The organism is Streptomyces sp. KR55, from assembly GCF_052245645.1.
GTDB lineage: Bacteria > Actinomycetota > Actinomycetes > Streptomycetales > Streptomycetaceae > Streptomyces > Streptomyces flavusporus.
Genome location: NZ_JBQQCE010000171.1, coordinates 1 through 18916 on the forward strand (window position 1 = coordinate 1; position 18916 = coordinate 18916).

Below are 18916 nucleotides of genomic sequence, written 5' to 3' on the forward strand. Positions count from 1 at the left end.
GACGAACTCGCCCTGCACGACGACGACGCCGGTCTGCGCGCCCTGGCCGCGCCCGTGCTGGCCCGCTTCCCGGCCGACGCCGAGGGCGAGGCCGAGCTGGCCGCCGCCGTGCGGGACGCCTTCGAGCCCCGGCCATGGCGGCTGTGGGCCGAGGATCCGCGCGAATCGATCGGCACGCGCGTGCGTGCCGCACAGGAAACCGGCTGCTTCGACCGATGGCAGCGGCAGATGCGGCCCACAGGGCCCCGTCCGGGCTGGAGTGTGCAGGCGGTGTTCGAATGGGCCCAGCAGGGCCTCGAACGCGGTGCCTCGCTCCATGTGCCCGCCGCCCGCTGCCTGACGGCCGTCGCCGGCCCCGAGGACCGGCCCGAGATCGTCCAGGCCGCCAAGGACGGCACCGAGGGCGCCCGCTGCACCGCCCTGCGCTATCTCGCCGACAGCAACGATCCCGACGCCCTCGACCTGATCGAGGCTGGCGTCGCCACCGGCTCGGCGCCGGTCGTGGAGGCTGCCCTCGACGCCTTCGAGCGGATGCGCAGCGTCGCCGCCGTCGACCGGGCCCGCGGCTGGGCGCGACGGCCCGATCCGCTGGGCGCCGCCGCCGGACGCATGCTCGCCTGCCGGGGCGGGGCCCACGACAGCGACCTGGTCCTCGGAGCCCTGCGCGAAGCCGTACGGGGCGAAGGGCCGGACGCACCGACGCTGTGGACCCTCGTGGACGGCGCCGGACGGCTCGGCATCGGCTGTGCCGCACCGGTTCTGCGCCATATCTACCGCGAGACCGCCTCGTCCCACCTCCGCGGCAGGGCCGCCCGCGCGCTCGCCGCCACCGATCCCTCCTTCCCCGCGGGCTTCGCCGTCGAGTGCCTCTGGGACTGCGAGGAGACCACCCGCGAGCTCGCCGCCCGACACGCCGAGACAGGCGACGCCCGGGTCGTCGAGCAACTGCGTCGGCTCGCCGCGGACCCGGCCGAGGAGGCGGAGGTCCAGACGGCGGTACGCAGCCGGATCGGGCCCGACGCACCCGCTGTGTGAACGACGCGATGGCAGGCAGCCGGACCGGACCTGGCGCACCTGCTGAGGGAACTCGGACCTGCCGGGCCCGACGGCTGAATTCGGACGCGACGGGCCCGCAAAGTGAACGTGGGATGACTCACCGGTCAGAGGCGCATGGACGCGGCCTGACCTGCTCGAGTGCGCAGCGCAACGCTCATGGATCGTTCCCCGTTCGGAAAGATCGACGTTGACGCGGCCACGTCCAGCGCGGCGACAACACCCGTATGCGTGTCGTCATCGTGACCGAATCCTTTCCCCCCGATGTGAACGGCGTGGCCCACTGCGCGCTCCAGACCGCCCGACACCTCGTCGATCGCGGTCACGCTCCCCTCGTCGTCGCACCGGCCCCCGCTCCGGGCAGCAAGGCAGCCGCCGCTCTCGCGCCGTGCCCTGTCGTCCACGTCCCCTCCCTACCACTCCCGGGCTATCCCCAGGTCCGCGTCGCCCTCCCCAGCCGGCGGCTCGCCGCCGCGCTCCTGGCGCACCAGGCCGACATCGTGCATCTGGCCAGCCCCTTCATCCTCGGCGTCCGCGGCATGGCCGCCGCCGCCCGGCTCGGCCTCCCGGCCGTCGCCGTCTACCAGACCGACCTGGCCGGCTACGCCCGTACCTACGTGGGCGCCGGCGAGGCCGCGGCCTGGCGGCGCATCCGCTCCGTCCACGCTGCCGCCGACCGCACCCTCGCCCCCTCCAGCGCCTCCCAGGCCGACCTGGAAGCCCACGGCGTGCCCCGAGTGCACCTGTGGCGGCGCGGTGTCGACACCGTGCGCTTCCGCCCCGACCTCCGGGACGACGCACTGCGTCGTGAACTCGCCCCGAACGGCGAGCTGATCGTCGGCTATGTCGGGCGGCTCGCGCCCGAGAAGCACATCGAGCTGCTCTCCGGGGTCTGCGGCCTGCCGGGCGTGCGGGTGGTGATCGTCGGCGACGGGCCGAGCGGGCCCGGTCTGGCCGAGGCGCTGCCCGGCGCGGTCTTCCTGGGCCGCCGCGGCGGCGACGACCTCGCCCGGATCTTCGCCTCGCTGGACATCTTCGCCCACACCGGCCCTTTCGAGACCTTCTGTCAGACCGTGCAGGAGGCCATGGCGAGCGGTGTCCCGGTCGTCGCGCCCGCCGCCGGCGGACCGCTGGACCTGGTCGACCACGGCCGCACCGGGCTGCTCGTCCCGCCGCGCGACGCGGACGCCGTCACGGAGGCCGTACGGACCCTGGCCGCCGACCAGGGGTTGCGCACCGCCTACGGGGCCGCCGCGCGAGCCACCGTCGAGGGCCGCACGTGGGCCGCCATCGGCGACCAGCTCATCGCCCACTACGAGGCCGTGCTCCAGGCCCGCAGGCCGGCGGTGGCGGCATGAACAGCGCACTCCGTATCGTCCGGCTGGCGAACTTCGTCGCCCCCGCCTCCGGGGGGCTGCGCACCGCGCTGCGCGAGCTGGGCAAGGGCTTCAAGGTGGCGGGCCACGATCCCGTCCTCATCGTGCCGGGTGAGAAGCACAGTGACTGCGAGACCGAGCAGGGCCGGGTGATCACCCTGCCCGGCCCGGTGCTGCCCGGCACCGGCGGCTACCGCGTGCTCATCGACAAGCGGCGGGTCGCCGCCCTCCTGGAGGAGCTCGCCCCCGACCGCCTCGAGGTCTCCGACCGTACGACGCTGCGGTGGACCGGCAAGTGGGCCCGCCGCGCCCGGGTCCCCGCCGTGATGGTCTCCCACGAGACCGCCGACGGCGTGCTGCGCACCTGGGGCCTGTCGGAGAACCTGTCCCGGCGCGCCGCCGACGCCCTCAACGTCCGTACGGCCCACACGTACGCCAAGGTCGTGTGCACCACCGAGTTCGCCGAGCGGGAGTTCATGCGGATCGGCGCCCGCAACGTCGTACGGGCCCCGCTGGGCGTCGACCTGATGAACCGGCGTCCCACCCTGCGCGATGCGGCGCTGCGCGACACCCACGCGCGCGCGGACGAGAAGCTGCTCGTGATGTGCTCCCGGCTGTCCGTGGAGAAGCGGCCCGGCACCGCGCTGGACGCCCTGGAGGCGCTGCGCGGGCGCGGCGTGCGCGCGGTGCTCGTGGTGGCCGGAAACGGCCCGCTGCGCGCACGGCTCGAACAGCGGGCGCAGGAGCGCGACCTGCCGGTGACCTTCCTCGGGCATGTCGCCGACCGCAGCCTGCTCGGCGCGCTCCAGGCCTCCGCCGACGTGTGCCTGGCCCCCGGACCCGCCGAAACGTTCGGGCTCGCCGCACTGGAGGCCATGGCCTGCGGCACGCCCGTCGTGGCGAGTGCGTCCTCTGCGCTGCCGGAGGTGATCGGATCCGCCGGCGCCACCGCGGCGGACACCGGGGACGCCTTCGCGGACGCGGTGGAGATGCTGCTCGACCGTCCCGAGCGCGAGCGCCGGGAGGTGGCACGCGCGCGTGCGGAGTGCTTCGGCTGGGGCACGGCGGTGGACGCCTTCCTCACCGCGCACGACGCGGCAGTGCCGACGCGTCCCTTCGTGCGTGCGGAGGGCGCGGCATGAGACCGGTCCGTTACGTCGCCCTCGGGGACTCGCTGACCGAGGGGGTGGGCGATCCCGTGGGGAATGAGTGGCGCGGCTGGGCCGCGCTGCTCGCCCGCGGGCTCTGCGAACCGCCCGTCGAATTCACCAACCTCGCGATCAGCGGGGCACAGACGCGGGACGTGCTGGAGACCCAGCTGCCCGCCGCACTGGCCCTGCGCCCGGACGTCGCGTCCGTCCTCGTCGGCGTCAACGACACACTGCGCCGCACGTTCGACATCCACAACGTCGCCGAACGCCTCGACAAGGTCTACGCGGCCTTCACCCGGCAGGGCACCGCCGTGCTCACCGCGTGTCTGCCCGACCCCGGCGCGATGCTCGGGCTGCCCGGGGTGCTGGCCACACCGCTGGCCCGGCGGCAGCGGGCGGTCAACACCGTGGTCCACGCGCTCTCCGAGCGGTACGGGGCCCTGCACCTGCACGCGGCCGAGGGCGACTGGGTCGACGACCGGGCGATGTGGAGCTCGGACCGGCTGCACCCCGGGGAGCGGGGGCACCGCCAGCTGGCCATACGGTTCCACGGGCTGCTGGCGGACGCCGGCATCGCGACGGGGACCGCGCCCCGGCCCGAGCCCGAGTTCCCGCCGCCCACCAGGTCCGCGAGCCTGCTGTGGCTGGCCACTGCAGGTACCGCCTGGGTGGTCCGCCGGTGCAACGACCTGCTGCCCCAGTTGCTGCGCCTCGCGGCCGACGAGATGCGCCACCGCGCGAGGGGGACCAGCGGCCGGCTCGACCTGCGGGCGGCACAGGCGGTGTCCAGGGCGCTGGCCTCGCTGTCGGCGCCCGAGCCGAGGCCGTTGCCGGAGCATCGGCCGATGCCGGGGCAGCGGTCCGTGCCGGGGCAGCGGTCCCTCTCGGAGGGGCTGTCGGTACCGGAGCAGCAGCCCGAGCCGGAGGCGGCGTAGCGCACGCAGGGGGTTGCGGGAGTCAGCGACGGCGTACGGCAACGAAGCGGACCGGGGTGCCCGGCACCGCCTGCGCGGCTGCCGGGAGATCGCTCGCGCCGACGACCGCGATCACCGGGTAGCCGCCGGTGGTGGGGTGGTCGGCGAGGAAGACGACCGGCCGGCCGTCGGGCGGGACCTGGACCGCTCCCAGGACCACGCCCTCGCTGGGGAGTTCACCGGGGAGGGCCCGCTCCAGGGCGGGTCCCTCCGTGCGCAGCCCGATGCGGTTGCTCGCGGCGGACACCCGGTACGTGCGGGACGTGAACGTGCGTACGGCCGCCGGTGTGAACCAGTCGTCGCGGGGACCGAGGGTCACGTGCAGGACGAGCTCGGCCGGGGGCGCCGGCTGCGGGGCGACGTCCACGCGCGCGTGGGGGCCGACCGGGTGCCCCAGGGGAAGCACGGCACCGTCCGTGAGCGGTGGCGGGCCGAGCCCCGACAGCAGGTCGGTGGAGCGGCTGCCGAGGACCGGCTCGACGGCGATACCGCCGGCGACGGCCACATAACTGCGCACCCCGGAGACAGCCGCGCCGATGTCCAGGAGCGTCCCGGCGGGCACCCGCACCGGCGCCCCCCAGGCGGCCGGGCGTTCGTCCACCGTGACCGGGCACGGGGCGCCGCCGACCGCCACGGTGACCGCAGAACGTGGCCGTAGCGCACAGCCGTTGAGGGTGGTCTCCAGGACGGCCGCCTCGGGCGGATTGCCGGCCAGCCGGTTGACGAGCACCGCCGCGGGTGCGTCGAGCGCCCCGGAGCGGGGCACTCCGAGGTGGGCGTGGCCTGGGCGGCCCAGGTCCTGGACGGTGGTCAGCGCCCCGGCCCGTACGACGGCGAGCGCGCGGTCGGTCATTCAGCCACCGCCGGTCCCGCCGCGCCAACCGGTCCAGCAGCTCCGGTCTGCCGCACCGGTCCGGCTCGTCCCACAGGTCCCACCTGCACGAAGTGCACGCGTGTGCCCGGTGACAGCAGCGCGGCCGGCACGCGCGCGTGATCCCACAGCACGGTGTCCGTGGTGCCGATCAGCTGCCAGCCGCCCGGCGACGAGCGCGGATACACGCCCGTGTACGGGCCCGCCAGCGCCACCGCACCGGCCGGGACGGCCGTGCGCGGTGTGGCCCGGCGCGGGACGTCGTAGCGCTGTGGCAGGCCGGTGAGGTAGCCGAAGCCGGGGGCGAAACCGCAGAAGGCGACGCGGAATTCGGTGCCCGCGTGGATGCGGGCCACCTCCTGCTCGTCGACGCCCCAGTGTGCGGCGACGTCGGCCAGGTCCGGGCCGTCGTAACGCACCGGGAGTTCGACGACCTCACGCGCGCGTGGGGGAGCGGGCGGCACCTCGGCGGCGGCCAGTTCGGCAGCCAGGCGCACCGGGTCGGCGAGGCCGTCGAGGAGGACGGTGCGGGCCGCGGGGACGATCTCACGGACCGACAGCGCGCCCTCCGTGCGGCGGCGCAGCAGCTCCGCGTGCAGCGCCTGTGCCTCCTCGCCCGAGGACACCTCGACGAGCAGGGCGTCGTCGCCGACGGGCAGCGCCCTCATGCGAAGGCCTCCACCCGGACACCTGACTCCTCCAGCCGCTCCCGCACCCGGCGGGCCAGTTCGACGGCGCCGGGCGTGTCCCCGTGCAGGCACAGGGAACGCGCGCGTACCTCGATGGGTGACCCGGAGTGCGAGCTGACCACGCCCGAGCGGGCCAGGCCGACCGAGCGCTCCACGACGACCTCCGGGTCGGTGACCACGGCGCCCTCCCGGCCGCGCGGCACGAGGGTGCCCTCGTCGGTGTACGCGCGGTCCGCGAAGGCCTCCGTGACGGTCGGGAGCCCCGCCTTGGCGGCCAGCTCCAGCAGCCGCGAGCCGGGCAGCCCCAGCACGGGCAACGTGACGTCCGCGAGGAGCACGCCGTCGACGACCGCGCCGGCCTGCTCCTCGTCGTGCACCACGCGGTTGTACAGCGCACCGTGCGGCTTGACGTACGCCACGCGGGCACCCGCCGCCCGTGCGAAGACCTCCAGGGCGCCGATCTGGTACGCCACTTCGGCCGCCAGCTCGGCGGACGGGACGTCCATCGCGCGCCGCCCGAACCCGGCCAGGTCCCGGTAGGAGACCTGGGCGCCGATCGTCACCCCGCGCGCGGCGGCCAGCTCGCACACCCGGCGCATGGTGGCCGCGTCCCCGGCGTGGAAGCCGCAGGCCACGTTGGCGCTGGTGACAACGGACAGCAACTGCTCGTCGTCGGTGAGCCGCCAGCGGCCGAAGCCCTCGCCGAGGTCGGCGTTCAGATCGATCGCGGTCATGGTCCCCTCTGGTGGTCAGGCCACGCGGTACTGCTCGTCGCGGGCGTCGGTCAGGAACATCTGGCCCGGTGCATGGGTGATGGCGAACGGCGGTCGGGACGCCATCACCGCGGCCTGCGGAGTCACCCCGCAGGCCCAGAACACGGGGATGTCGTCCGCTTCGGCGTCCACCGGGTCGCCGAAGTCCGGGCCGGCCAGGTCGTCGATGCCGAGCCCCGACGGATCGCCGCAGTGCACGGGGCTGCCGTGCACTGCCGGGAGCAGGCTGCTCTCCCGGATCGCCGCCGCCAGGTGCTCGGGCGGCACGGGACGCATGGACACCACCAGCGGGCCGTGCAGCCGTCCCGCCGGCCGGCACTGACGGCTCGTGACGTACATCGGGACGTTCCGGCCCTGCTCGATATGGCGGATCGGTACGCCCGCGCCGGTCAGCGCCCACTCGAAGGTGAAGCTGCAGCCGATCAGGAACGACACCAGGTCCTCCCGCCAGTGGCCGAGCACATTCGTCGGCTCGTCCACCAACTCGCCGTCCCGCCACACCCGGTAGCGCGGCAGGTCGGTGCGCAGGTCCGCGCCGGCCGCCAGCACCGTCGTCCACGAGCCGGCGTCCGTGACGTCGAGCACCGGGCAGGGCTTGGGGTTGCGCTGGCAGAACAGCAGCATGTCGTACGCCCAGTCCGCGGGCACCGAGATCAGGTTGACCTGGGTGTGGCCGGCCGCGACCCCGGCCGTCGGGCCGGTCAGTCCCGCGCGGAAGCGGGCTCGGGCCGTTTTCGGGCTCCACGCGCGCGCGTGCTTGTCGACAAGGGTCAGCGGACGGTCCTCCGTGCGGTTCACACCAGCTCCTTCCCGCGCGTCTCGGGCAGCCCGAGCAGCGCCAGCGCCGCGAGTCCGTAGCCGACGGCACCGAAGACCAGCGCGCCGCCCACGCCCCAGCTGTCCGCCAGGAAGCCGACCGTCGTGGGGAAGACGGCACCCACCGCGCGACCGGTGTTGTACGTGAATCCCTGCCCCGTGCCCCGCACCGCGGTCGGGTACAGCTCGCTCAGGAAGGAACCGAAGCCGCTGAAGATGGCCGACATGCAGAACCCGAGCGGGAAACCGAGCACCAGCACAAGGGTGTTGGCGCCGCTGGGAATGTTCGCGTACGCCAGGATGCAGACGGCCGACAGCAGCGCGAACAGCCAGATGTTGCGCCGGCGGCCCAGCCGGTCGGTGAGGTAACCGCCCGTCAGATAGCCGATGAAGGCGCCGGAGATGAGGAACGTGAGATAGCCGCCGGTGCCGACGACCGACAGATCGCGCTCCGTCTTCAGATAGGTCGGCACCCAGGTCGCGAGCGTGTAGTAGCCGCCCTGGACGCCGGTGGAGAGCAGCACGGCGAAGAACGTGGTGCGCAGCAGACCGGGCGCCTCGGCCGCGCCCGGCCGGAAAATGGCCGCAAATGAACCCTTTTGCGGGTTCTTCTTCCGTACGGCGACCGCCTCCGGTGCGTCGTGCACCCGGCGTCGCATCCAGATGACCAGCACCGCCGGAAGCGCGCCGGTCCAGAACATCACGCGCCAGGCCAGGTCGTCGCCGAGGTACGAGAAGACCAGGGTGTACACGATCACGGCCAGGGCCCAGCCGACGGCCCAGGAGCTCTGGATCACTCCGAGGGTGCGGCCGCGGTGCTTCGCGCTCGCGTACTCGGCGACCAGGATCGCGCCGACCGCCCACTCGCCGCCGAAGCCGAGCCCCTGCAGGGCCCGGAAGACCAGAAGAGTCTCGTAGTTGGGCGCGAAGCCGCAGGCCACGGTGAAGACGGCGTACGTGATGACCGTGATCATCAGCGCCTTGACCCGGCCGATCCGGTCCGCCAGCACCCCGGCCAGGGCGCCGCCGACCGCGGAGACGACGAGTGTGACGGTGGTGAACAGGCCTGTCTGGCCGCTGTCCAGGCCGAAGTACGCGGCCAGCGCGACCATGCTCAGCGGAAGCGTGAAGTAGTCGTACGAGTCCAGCGCATAGCCGCCGAACGCGCCCGCGAAGGCGCGGCGGCCCCGCGGGCCCAGGGCGTGCAGCCAGGCGAACGCGCCGTCGTCGGCGGTGTGTTCACCCGCCCCGGGGCGGGTGTCGGTGGTCAGGGCCTGCGGTGGAGGGGTCGTGCTCATGGGCACCTCGCAGTGGGAGGACGGAGGGTGCTTGAGGACTGAGCCGTGCCGTGCGGAGGCGATCGGTGCCGCGGTGGGGATGGGCGGCGCCGTTCGTAGCAAGGTAGAGGATCGTTGAACGATCCCTCAATACTCATGTTGTTTCGTTCTTGTATCTGCGATTGAATTCCGGGCATGGCAGAGCAGCTGACCGGACTGGCCGACGACCGCGCCCTCCTGGGGCGTACCAGCACTGCCGAACGGGTCTCGGACATCCTCAGGAGCCGCATCGCCGAGGGGTACTTCCCGCCCGGCGCCCGGTTGTCGGAGGACAGCATCGGCGGAGCGCTCGGGGTCTCCCGCAACACCCTGCGCGAGGCGTTCCGGCTGCTCACACATGAACGTCTGCTGGTCCACGAGCTGAACCGCGGCGTCTTCGTGCGGGTGCTGGCGGTGGAGGACGTCGAGGACATCTACCGCACCCGACGGCTCGTCGAGTGCGCGGTCGTCCGCGGTCTGGGCGAACCGCCGTACGGCCTCGACGGCCTCGCGTCGGCGGTGACACAGGGGCAGCGGGCCGCCGTCGAGAATGACTGGAAAGGCCTGGGTACGGCCAACATCCACTTCCACCGGGAGCTGGTCGCGCTCGCCGGCAGTGAGCGCACCGACGAGCTGATGCGCAGCGTCTTCGCCGAACTGCGCCTCGCCTTCCACGTCGTGGACGACCCGCGCCGGCTGCACGAGCCGTACCTCATGCGCAACCGCCAGATCCTCCAGGCGCTGCAGGCGGGGGACCGGGTCGAGGCCGAGCGGCTGCTGGAGACCTACCTCGACGACTCGCTCAAGCGGGTCGTGGAGGTGTACCGGCGTCGGGTGGGCGAGGACGACTAGATCGTTCACCGTCGTCGGTGTGACAACCGTGACGCAGGGGCGCATCTGCGTCGTTTGGGTCGTTGTCAGACCGAGGACCTAATCTGTGCACCGTGACTTCGCCTGTATCGACGGACAGTGTTCCGCCCCAGTTCAGCGCGGGGCCGCGACCCGCTCCGGGTCCGGCCGCCGACGAGGGACTGGCGCGGCGGCTGCGCGCGCTCGCGTGCACCGCGCCGCTGCACGATCTCGATGCGCGCAAAGCCAACCTCGCCGGCGAGTACGCGGTGTACGGCATGGCGGAGGTCGCCCTCGCGGCGATCGACCTGGTCACGCTGAACATGGACTTCGACACCGGCGCCGACCACGACCAGGTCGTCGCCCGGCTCCTGCCGCGCATCGCCGCGCAGGCCCCGCAGCGACCCGTCGCCGAGCACGAGCGTGTGGCCCGCTGGGTGCTGGAGAACCTGATCAATGTCGGCAGCGTGGACCGCGGATTTCGGGCGGTGTACGGCACATTCGCACCGGATGGGACGTATGTCCGGCGTGACTACGACTTCAAGCTGATCGAGGAGGTGCCGGGCCCCAGCGGCAGCGTCTATCTCCGTACGACGGACGAGGCGGTCAACGTCCTCGTCGGCGCCCTCGACACCGACGTCACCAGCGCGCAGATCGCCGCCGAGGTCAAGCTGGAAGTGCTGATCAACCGCGGTCGGCTCGCGGACGCGCAGCTGGCGGCCGAGCAGGCCCGCTACCGGACCGTGCAGTACTCGGAGACCCTCCGCAGGGCGCTCGAGGCGACCCGGCGCAACGTCCGTGCGGTGGACTGGCTGAACACCGTGCCCGACATGATCGCCGAGGCGCTCGACCACGTGGCAGACCGCTATCGGCACGAGAACGCGATCCTCACCAACATCCGCAGGGCCCGCGACGAGTCGGAGGACCCCGAGCACAAGCGGCGGGCCGCCGAGCTGGTCGACATCGTCAAGGACTGCATCCGTCGGCACACCCAGCTGCAGTCGCGGCTGTTGGAGGCCGGCCCGCTGTTCCGGGCCGAGCAGGACCGGCAGGCCTTCGCCCCGCCGATGGCGACGTCGGGCATAGACCTGTACGGCCATCTCGTCGCGCCGGTGCTCCCGTTGCCGCTGGAGCAGGCGATCCGCGTCACGGACGCGTTCTTCGCGCGGGGCACCGGACTGCGCACGCCGGTGTCCGTTCGGATGGGGGACCTGGTGGACCTCCTGCTGACTCCGCCGGTGGAGCGGGAGCATCTGGGGGCCGAGATGCCGGAGCCGGATCTGATCGCGACGCCGGACGACAGCCGGTTCAGCGAGGAGCAGTTGGCGGCGGCCACGGAGTTGCTGGATCTGCCGGCGGATGCGCCGCGGCGGTTGTCGGGGTTGTTGGCTCAGGCTCGGCGGCGGGATCCCGACCTGCCCTATCTCGTCGCCCTGTTGGCCGTCCACGCGGCCAGCCCGCCGGTCGGCACGGCCTACCGGCAGGGGGAGGAGAAGCTCCTGTTCGCCGTGGACGACGGGACCGAGCTGGACGACCCCGAGTTCGGCGGGGCCGATCTCATCGTCGGTACGGCTCTGCTGGATGCGGCGGGGATGGCGGCCGACAGGACAGAGGCGGCATGAGTACGTACGAGCATCAGCGCAGCGAGGAGCCCCGACCGTGAGCGAGAACGTCGACCGGAGTGAGCCGGAGGCCGGTGCCCCGCCCGTCTCCGCCGCCGTCACCCCTGCCGACGCCGCCGACGCGGCGCGGCTCGTGGCGTTCGGACTGCAGCCGAAGCTGCTGCCCGCACGGGATCAGGAGTACGCGGATCTGCTGCGCCGGTACCGGGAGGATCCGGCGTTCGCGCGGCTCGCGGACGCTGTGGCCACCGGGCTCGGGCTGGTCGTGCTGGAGGTTTCGCCGCGTGCGGGGATGGCGGTGACCGCTGCGGAGGACTCGGTGTTCGCCGTTCGCATGGGCGACTATGCGCGGCGCACCGCTGCCGACTCCTTGGACCATTTCCTGCACGGGCTCACGCATTTCGCCGTGGCGGCCATGGCGTTTCCGCGGCCCGAGGATCTGGCCGACGACGGCTACATCGGGCGCGTGACGGTCAACGGCGTCGACGCCTTCGTGCGCCAGGCCTGCCGGCGGCTGGAGGAGCGGGCGGCCGAGCAGGGGGAGAACACCGACCCCACCACGGACGCGCCCGGGCTGGAGGCGGCGTGGCGGATCTGGGTCAGACGCAGTGCAGCGGGTGCCACGAAGGACGCGCGCCGGCTCGCGGGTTCCACGACCGGCATCGTCGGCAAGGCCGTGGCGTTCCTCACCGACTCCGGGTTCCTGCAGCGCACCGGCGACGACAACGGCGGGACGTACCGGACGACCGCCCGCTACCAGCTCCAGGTGCGCGACATGGCGGGCAGCGCCGCCATGGCCGAACTGCTGGACCTGGGCGTCGTCCCGGTCACCGACGGCACGCCGACGCTGCTGCCCGCCGAGGACACCGACGACCTGGAGCTGGTGGCCGACGCCGGGCTGCCGTTCCACTCCGCCTGAACTCCCTTTCCTGACGAAGACTGACGAAGGCTTACGAGAGTCCGCCATGTACGAGCTGTCCCGGGTCCGCCTCTACTCCATCGGGCCCGCCGGTGCACGCTACGCCGACACCGTGCTTGACCTGCGCGGTGTGGGCGAGCCCGTGCCCGACCCCGCGCCCACCCAGGCGGAGTTCTTCGAGGAGGAGCCCGTCGGTCCGCCGCGCCGGCCCGCGCCTGCCGGTGTGCTCTTCCTGGAGAACGGCGGCGGCAAGTCCGTCCTGCTGAAGCTGATCTTCTCGGTGATGTTGCCCGGTCACCGGAACACTCTGGGTGGTGCCAGTTCCGGAGTGCTGCGGAAGTTCCTGCTCGCCGACGACTGCGGGCACGTGGCGCTGGAGTGGCAGCATGTGCAGACCGGCGAGTGCGTCGTCGTCGGCAAGGTGAGCGAATGGCGGGGCCGTCAGGTCTCCAACGACCCGCGGAAGTTCGCCGAGGCCTGGTACTCCTTCCGTCCCGGGCCCGGGCTCACGCTGGACAACCTGCCCGTGGCCGAGGCCACCGCCATACGGCCGCCCGCCGAGGGCCAGTCCGGCGCGCAGGGCCGTCGGCGCACCATGAAGGGCTTCCGGGACGCGCTCACCGAGGCGGGCAAGGCGTACCCGCACCTGGAAGTGCACTGGGAGGAGATCCATGACCGGTGGATCGAGCACCTCGGCGACCTCGGCCTCGACCCCGAACTCTTCCGCTACCAGCGGGAGATGAACGCCGACGAGGGCGAGGCCGCCGGCCTCTTCGCGGTCAAGAAGGACTCCGACTTCACCGACCTGCTGCTGCGCGCGGTCACCGACACCCGGGACACCGACGGGCTCGCCGACCTCGTCAGCGGCTTCGGCAACAAGCTGGGGCGGCGCGCGGAGCTGATCGCCGAGCGGGACTTCACCGCCGGGTCGGTCGACCTGCTCGGGCGGATCGTGGAGGCCGCCGAAGCGCGTGCCCGCGCGCGTGACATCCACGTCGGCGCCGAGCGGCGGACGCGGACGCTGGCCCGGCGGCTGTCCGCGCGCGGCGCCCAGGAGCGGGTGCGGGCCGCCGACCTCGCCCAGCGGGTCACGGCCGCAGCCTACGCGGTCACCCACGCCGAGTCGGGGCGTGAGCGCAGCGCGCTGATCACCGCCGAACTCGCCTACCGGCACGCCTCGTTGGCGCTGGCCGCGGCCGAGAAGTCGGCGGCCGCGCAGAAACGCGAGCTCGCCGACGCACGCACGTTGCACGCGGCCTGGCAGGCCGCCGAAGCCGTGCTGCGGCACCGCGCCGCCGCCGACCGGGTCGCACGTGTGGCCGCCGCCATCCAGGAGGCCGAGCGGGACGCCGCCCCCGCGCTGGCCGCCCGGACCAAGGCCGCCGTCGACCTCGTACGGGCCCTGCACGCGGCCGCGGAGAGCGCCGAGGCCCTCGCCAACGAGGAGGAGGAGCGGTCCGCGGCGTTGCAGGAGGTCAGCGAGTCCGCGTACGGGGACTCCACCGCCGCCGCCACGCAGGCGCAGCGGGCCCGCAGCGAGACCGGGCACCTGCGCCAGCGCCTCACCGAGGTCGAGCAGGAGACCGCCGAGGCGGTGCGCGCGGGCTGGCTCGACGACAGCGCACCCGACGCCGATCCGGCCCGCGCGGCCCTCGCAGCCAGCGATGCAGAGAAGTCGGCGGTGGCCGCCTGGGACACGGCGCGTGAGGCGTCGCGCCGGGCGAGCGAGCATGCGCGGGAAGCCGCCTCGGCGGAGTCCCGCGCCGAGCTGACGGCGGCCCGCGCGGCGGACGCGGCTTCGGCGGCCGAGCGGTCGTACGAGGCGGAGCGCCGTATCGCCGAGGGGCTGGCCGCGGAGGAGCGGCTGGCGGAGCTGCTCAGCCTGCCCGGCTCCGGCGGCGCGGCGTCCGGTCGCGTGTACGCACCTCGAGCGGGTGCCGACGGGACGAGCGGCGGCGGGGCCGGGCGACAGGGTTCCGGAGACGGTGCACCCGGTGCCCCGTCGGAGGCCGCGGACGGCCTCACCGGCAGCGCCCCAGCGGCGGGTGCCGACGCAGCCGACGGCACGGCCGGGCGGGGCGAGGGCACGGACGCGGCCGACATCCCGTCGCGCCGCCCGCGCCAGGACGCCCGCCGGACTCCGTGCCCCCTCGCCGAGGGCGCCCTCACCGCCGAGGAACTGGACCGCTTCGCCGACGAGTTGCGCGAGCTGCTCGACGACGCGGTCTCCTCGGCCGAGCGGCAGCTGTTCGAGCTGAGGACGGCCGCAGCCGACGACGCCCGGATCCTCGGTGCGCTCGGTGACGGCGGGCTGCTGCCGCCCGGCCCGGACGTGCTGGCCACGGTGGAGTATCTCGGTGAGCACGGCATCCCCGCGCTGCCCGGCTGGCGCTATCTCGCCCAGGCTGTCGATCCCGCCGACCACGCGCGCGTGCTGGCCGCGCGTCCGGAGCTGGTCGACGGCGTGATCATCACCGACCCGGCGTCGCACGCACGCGCCCGGGAGGCGCTGAGCGACGCCGCGCTGCTGCCCCGCTCCGCCGTGGCGGTCGGCACGGCCGCCGCCCTGCTCGCACCCACCCCGCCCGCCGACTCGACCCCCGGCGACGTGTTCCTCGTCCCGCCGAACCCGGCCATGCACGACGAGCACGCCGCCGACGAGGAGCGGCAGGCGTTGCGCGCGCGGGCCACCGAACGGGATCAGGGGATCCGCACGCTCGCGGCGCGGCTCGGCAAGGATCGTGAACTGGCCGCACGCCTCGCCTCGTGGCGTACGGGCTGTCCGGCCGGCCGGCTGGTCGAACTGGCGCAGGCCGCCCGGGAGGCACGTGCATTCGCCGAGGAGGCCGAGGCCGAGCTGACCGAGGCGCGGACCGTGCGGGCCGAGGCCGAGGAGGCCGCCGCGGAGGCCGCGCAGGTGCGCGAGGAGCGGCAGGAGGCCGCACAGAAGGCCCGGCGCGCCGCCGACGCCCTCGCCGGGCTGGCCTTCCGGCTGCGCGAGCGGGCCGGCTGGCAGGTGAAGCTGCGTGAACTCGCCGACGAGGCCACCGAGTCGGAGGCCCGCGCCCAGGCCTGCCTGGAGCGTGCCCGCGCCGCCGACGAGGACCGGCGTGCCGCCCAGCGGGCCGCCGACGACGCCCGCCGCACCGCGCGAGCGCTGCGCGCCGAGCGCTCCGAGATCGCCGGCGCCCCCGATGACGTACCGGAAGACGCCCCGGACGCGCCGAAGGCGGCCCTGCCCGCTCTGCGCGAGGCCTATCGCGCCGCGTCCCAGGTGTACGAGAAGGTCGGCGTCGGCGCCGACCTGCGGGCCGAGCAGGCGCGCGCGGAGAGCGACGAGAGCGCGGCGCGCGCGGAGCTGGACCGGCTGAGCAACAAGGTCCGCACGCGCGCGGAGCAGCTGCTCGAGTCCCCCGACGGTTCCGACGGGCCGTCCCGGCAGGCCGCCGCCGCGCGCGCGGAGGAGCTCGTACAGCTCCTGGAGACCCGGATGTCCAGCGCCAGCGAGCACCTCGGCCGGCTGCGCGGCGAGGCCGAGCGGCAGGCACCCGAGGACGGCGACGCCCACACCGAGCTGCCCGAGGAGCTCCAGCCCCGCGACGCCGAGCACGCGCAGGCGCTGCTGCGCACGGCGACCGCGGAACTGGCCTCGCGCACTGAGGCGTTGACGCAGGCCCGGGAGGCGCACGCCGAGCTCCTCGGCGCGCATCGCGCCGCGGAGGACGCGGCCGGCGGCTTCGACGAGATCGCCGCACTGCTGCGCGACCTGCTGCGCGAGCACGCCGGGGACGAGGAGTGGGAGGCGCCGGAGCCGTACCCGGGCGGCCTCGAGGACGCCCGGCAGTCCGCCGCCGAGGCCCGCCGGTCCCTGCGCGGCTGCGCCGCCGACCTGTCGGCCGCCGAGACCGCCGTCCGAGAGGCGAGCGACATCCTCGTCCGGCACGCCAACTCCACCCGCTACGAGCAGGTGCGCACCCCCGCCCGGCAGCAGATCCGCGAGCTGCCCGCATCCGCGCTGCCCGAGCACGCCCAGAAGTGGGCCGATGCCTTTGCGCCCCGACTGCGCGTCCTCACCGACGAGTTGGCGCAGCTGGAGCGCAACCGGGACTCGATCGTGGACCGGCTGCGCGGGCTGGTCGACTCGGCGCTGGCCACCCTGCGCTCGGCGCAGCGGCTGTCCCGGCTGCCCGAAGGGCTCGGCGAGTGGTCCGGGCAGGAGTTCCTGCGCATCCGCTTCGAGGAACCCGACCAGGCCACCCTCACCGAGTGGCTCGGCGAGGTCATCGACGAGGCGACCCGGGCCGCCGTCAAGAAGAACTCCGACCTGCGGCGGGACGGCATGTCCCTGCTGCTGCGGGGCGTGGCCGCGGCACTCCAGCCCAAGGGCGTCGCCGTCGAGATCCTCAAGCCGGACGCCGTCCTGCGCGCGGAGCGCGTCCCGGTCGGGCAGATGGGCGATGTGTTCTCCGGCGGCCAGCTGCTCACCGCGGCCATCGCTCTGTACTGCACGATGGCCGCGCTGCGCTCCAACGACCGGGGCCGAGACAAGCACCGGCACGCCGGCACGCTGTTCCTCGACAACCCCATCGGCCGCGCCAACGCCACGTACCTGCTGGAGCTCCAGCGCGCCGTGTCGGACGCGCTGGGCGTCCAGCTCCTCTACACCACCGGCCTCTTCGACACCACGGCACTCGCTGAGTTCCCGCTGGTCATCCGGCTGCGCAACGATGCGGACCTGCGCGCGGGCCTGAAGTACATCAGCGTGGAGGAACACCTCCGGCCGGGACTTCCACGTGAGGCTCCCGCCGGCGAAGCCGGGCACAGCGAGATCACGGCGACGCGGATGTTCAAGCGGCCGGCCTAGGCATCCGCCCTGATCAGATCCGCGCACTTCTCGCCGATCATCATCGTCGTGATGCACGGATTGACCGTCACGAGATCCGGCATCACGGATCCGTCCGCCACCCGCAGCCCCTCGACTCCTTTGACCCGCAGCCGCGCGTCGAGCGGGGCAGAGGGGTCGTCGTCGGCGCCCATCTTCACGGTGCACGACGGGTGGTAGACGGTGTTGTGGGTCTTGTGGATGTAGTCGCGGAGCTCGTCGTCGGTCCGTACGTCGGGGCCGGGGGCCAGTTCGGCACCCGCCCAGCCGGTCAAAGCGGGTTGTTCGACGATCCTCCGAGCGAGACGCAGCCCGTATGTCATCACCCGCATGTCATGCTCGTGCGTGAAGTACCGCGGACCGACCCTGGGCTTGTCCCGGTAGTCCCGCGTCCGCAGCCGCACCGTGCCCCGCGACTTCGCGCGCGTCACGTTGGGCGTGAGACAGAAGGCGTTCTGAGAGGTCGGATATCCCCACCGCGCCGTGTTCATGTCGAACGGCACCGAGCCGTAGTGGAACATCAGGTCCGGCCGGTCCAGGCCCGGCTCGGTGTCGTAGAAGATGCCCGCCTCTCACCACTGGCTGGACGTGGTGGTCATCGGCTCCCGGGCGTCCCACATGATGACGCCCTCGGGATGGTCCTGGAGGTTCTCGCCCACGCCCGGCGCGTCCACCACGACCTCGATGCCGACCTCGCTCAGATGCCCCGCGGGCCCGATGCCGGACAGCATCAGCAGCTCCGGTGAGTCGATCGCCCCGCACGACACGATCACCTCGCGCCGGGCCCGTACCGTCCGGGTGTGGATGAGGTCGGGGTCCAGGTACTCGGCGCCCACGCACCGCCGCCCGTCCAGCACGAGCCGCTTGGCCCGCACGCCGGTCCGTACGTCCAGGTTGGGCCGCTTGCCCAGGACGGGATGCAGGTACGCCACGGAGGACGACTGCCGGATGTTGTTCTCGTCGGAGTTGATCTGGAACCAGTTGGCGCCCCGGACCACCGTCCTGCCGGTGTTGAAGGCGACGGTGGGTATGCCCGCCTGCGCGCACGCCTTCAGCAGGGCCGTGCCGCAGGGGTCGCCGCCCTTCAGGGTGCGCAGCTTCACCGGGCCGGAACGGCCGTGGTGGTCGCCGGGGGCGTCGTTGTTCTCCAGCCGCCGGCACAGCGGGAAGAGGTCGGCCGCGCTCCAGCCCGTACAGCCGCCCGCCGCCCAGTCGTCGAGGTCCTCGGCCGGTGCCCAGAAGGCTATGCACGAGTTGTGCGAGGAGCAGCCGCCCAGGACCCTGGCGCGGGCGTGGCGCAGGAAGCTGTTGCCGCTGCTCTGCGGCTCGACCGGGTAGTCCCAGTCGTAGCCGGACTCCAGCAGGCCCATCCAGCGCTCCAGCTTCAGGACGTCGTCGTCACCGACGTCGCTCGGACCGGCCTCCAGGACGCACACGGTGACCGAGGGGTCCTCGGAGAGCCGGGCCGCGACCACGTTGCCTGCCGTGCCGCCGCCGACCACCACGTAGTCGAACTCATCGATGCGCATGAGCGGTTGACCTCCTTGTGGCCGGATCTCAGTCTGCTGCCGGGGCGGTGAGCGGGGCAACGGTCTCCAGTCGGTGCTCGGCGAGGACGCCGGTGC

Annotated in this window: 13 protein-coding genes and 1 pseudogene; 8 read left to right on the plus strand and 6 right to left on the minus strand. The window is 73.6% G+C overall.

What is annotated here, in order from left to right:
• The 4 genes from ACTWQJ_RS24405 to ACTWQJ_RS24420 all read left to right on the plus strand — a co-directional run.
• The coding region (locus ACTWQJ_RS24405) for a HEAT repeat domain-containing protein (protein ID WP_443308725.1) at positions 1-1035 on the plus strand (1035 nt) is incomplete at its 5' end.
• A gap of 245 nt (positions 1036-1280) precedes the next feature.
• On the plus strand, positions 1281-2411 hold the full coding sequence (locus ACTWQJ_RS24410) for a glycosyltransferase family 4 protein (RefSeq protein ID WP_443308726.1): 1131 nt from the start codon (positions 1281-1283) through the stop codon (positions 2409-2411).
• Entirely contained in the window at positions 2408-3571 is a 1164-nt protein-coding gene (locus ACTWQJ_RS24415; RefSeq protein WP_443308727.1) for a glycosyltransferase, read from the plus strand. Before ACTWQJ_RS24410 ends, ACTWQJ_RS24415 begins: the two co-directional genes overlap by 4 nt.
• Positions 3568-4515, plus strand: coding sequence for an SGNH/GDSL hydrolase family protein (locus ACTWQJ_RS24420; RefSeq protein ID WP_443308728.1), 948 nt, complete (start codon positions 3568-3570; stop codon positions 4513-4515). The genes ACTWQJ_RS24415 and ACTWQJ_RS24420 overlap by 4 nt, the downstream gene beginning before the upstream one ends.
• Positions 4516-4537: 22 nt before the next feature.
• Here ACTWQJ_RS24420 and ACTWQJ_RS24425 read toward each other — a convergent pair whose 3' ends face one another.
• Genes ACTWQJ_RS24425 through ACTWQJ_RS24445 form a run of 5 tightly spaced genes read right to left on the minus strand, consistent with a single transcriptional unit; the run spans position 4538 to position 9001 of the window.
• Complete coding sequence (locus ACTWQJ_RS24425; protein WP_443308729.1) at positions 4538-5407, minus strand: biotin-dependent carboxyltransferase family protein; 870 nt, start codon at positions 5405-5407, stop codon at positions 4538-4540.
• The gene (locus tag ACTWQJ_RS24430) at positions 5404-6093 is read right to left on the minus strand and encodes a 5-oxoprolinase subunit B family protein (protein WP_443308730.1); all 690 of its coding nucleotides are present in this window, start codon (positions 6091-6093) and stop codon (positions 5404-5406) included. The genes ACTWQJ_RS24425 and ACTWQJ_RS24430 overlap by 4 nt, the downstream gene beginning before the upstream one ends.
• Positions 6090-6848 carry a LamB/YcsF family protein gene (locus tag ACTWQJ_RS24435; RefSeq protein ID WP_443308731.1) on the minus strand — a complete coding sequence of 253 codons (759 nt, stop codon included), beginning with the start codon at positions 6846-6848 and terminating at the stop codon, positions 6090-6092. Before ACTWQJ_RS24435 ends, ACTWQJ_RS24430 begins: the two co-directional genes overlap by 4 nt.
• A 15-nt stretch (positions 6849-6863) precedes the next feature.
• Positions 6864-7685, minus strand: coding sequence for a putative hydro-lyase (locus ACTWQJ_RS24440; protein ID WP_443308732.1), 822 nt, complete (start codon positions 7683-7685; stop codon positions 6864-6866).
• Positions 7682-9001, minus strand: a complete 1320-nt coding sequence (locus ACTWQJ_RS24445; protein ID WP_443308733.1) for an MFS transporter — start codon at positions 8999-9001, stop codon at positions 7682-7684. The genes ACTWQJ_RS24440 and ACTWQJ_RS24445 overlap by 4 nt, the downstream gene beginning before the upstream one ends.
• A 174-nt stretch (positions 9002-9175) precedes the next feature.
• On the opposite strand from ACTWQJ_RS24445, the gene ACTWQJ_RS24450 reads away from it, so the two are divergent.
• The 4 genes from ACTWQJ_RS24450 (at position 9176) to ACTWQJ_RS24465 (ending at position 17273) form a co-directional block, all read left to right on the plus strand.
• Positions 9176-9871 carry a GntR family transcriptional regulator gene (locus ACTWQJ_RS24450; RefSeq protein WP_443308734.1) on the plus strand — a complete coding sequence of 232 codons (696 nt, stop codon included), beginning with the start codon at positions 9176-9178 and terminating at the stop codon, positions 9869-9871.
• 92 nt (positions 9872-9963) lie between these two features.
• Positions 9964-11490, plus strand: a complete 1527-nt coding sequence (locus tag ACTWQJ_RS24455) for a hypothetical protein (RefSeq protein WP_443308735.1) — start codon at positions 9964-9966, stop codon at positions 11488-11490.
• Positions 11491-11527: 37 nt separating this feature from the next.
• The gene (locus tag ACTWQJ_RS24460) at positions 11528-12409 is read left to right on the plus strand and encodes a hypothetical protein (protein ID WP_443308736.1); all 882 of its coding nucleotides are present in this window, start codon (positions 11528-11530) and stop codon (positions 12407-12409) included.
• Positions 12410-12455: 46 nt separating this feature from the next.
• Complete coding sequence (locus tag ACTWQJ_RS24465) at positions 12456-17273, plus strand: hypothetical protein (protein ID WP_443308737.1); 4818 nt, start codon at positions 12456-12458, stop codon at positions 17271-17273.
• Here ACTWQJ_RS24465 and ACTWQJ_RS24470 read toward each other — a convergent pair.
• A pseudogene (locus ACTWQJ_RS24470) lies at positions 17270-18820 on the minus strand (GMC family oxidoreductase). The gene ACTWQJ_RS24465 and the pseudogene ACTWQJ_RS24470 overlap by 4 nt on opposite strands.
• Positions 18821-18916 lie beyond the last annotated feature (96 nt).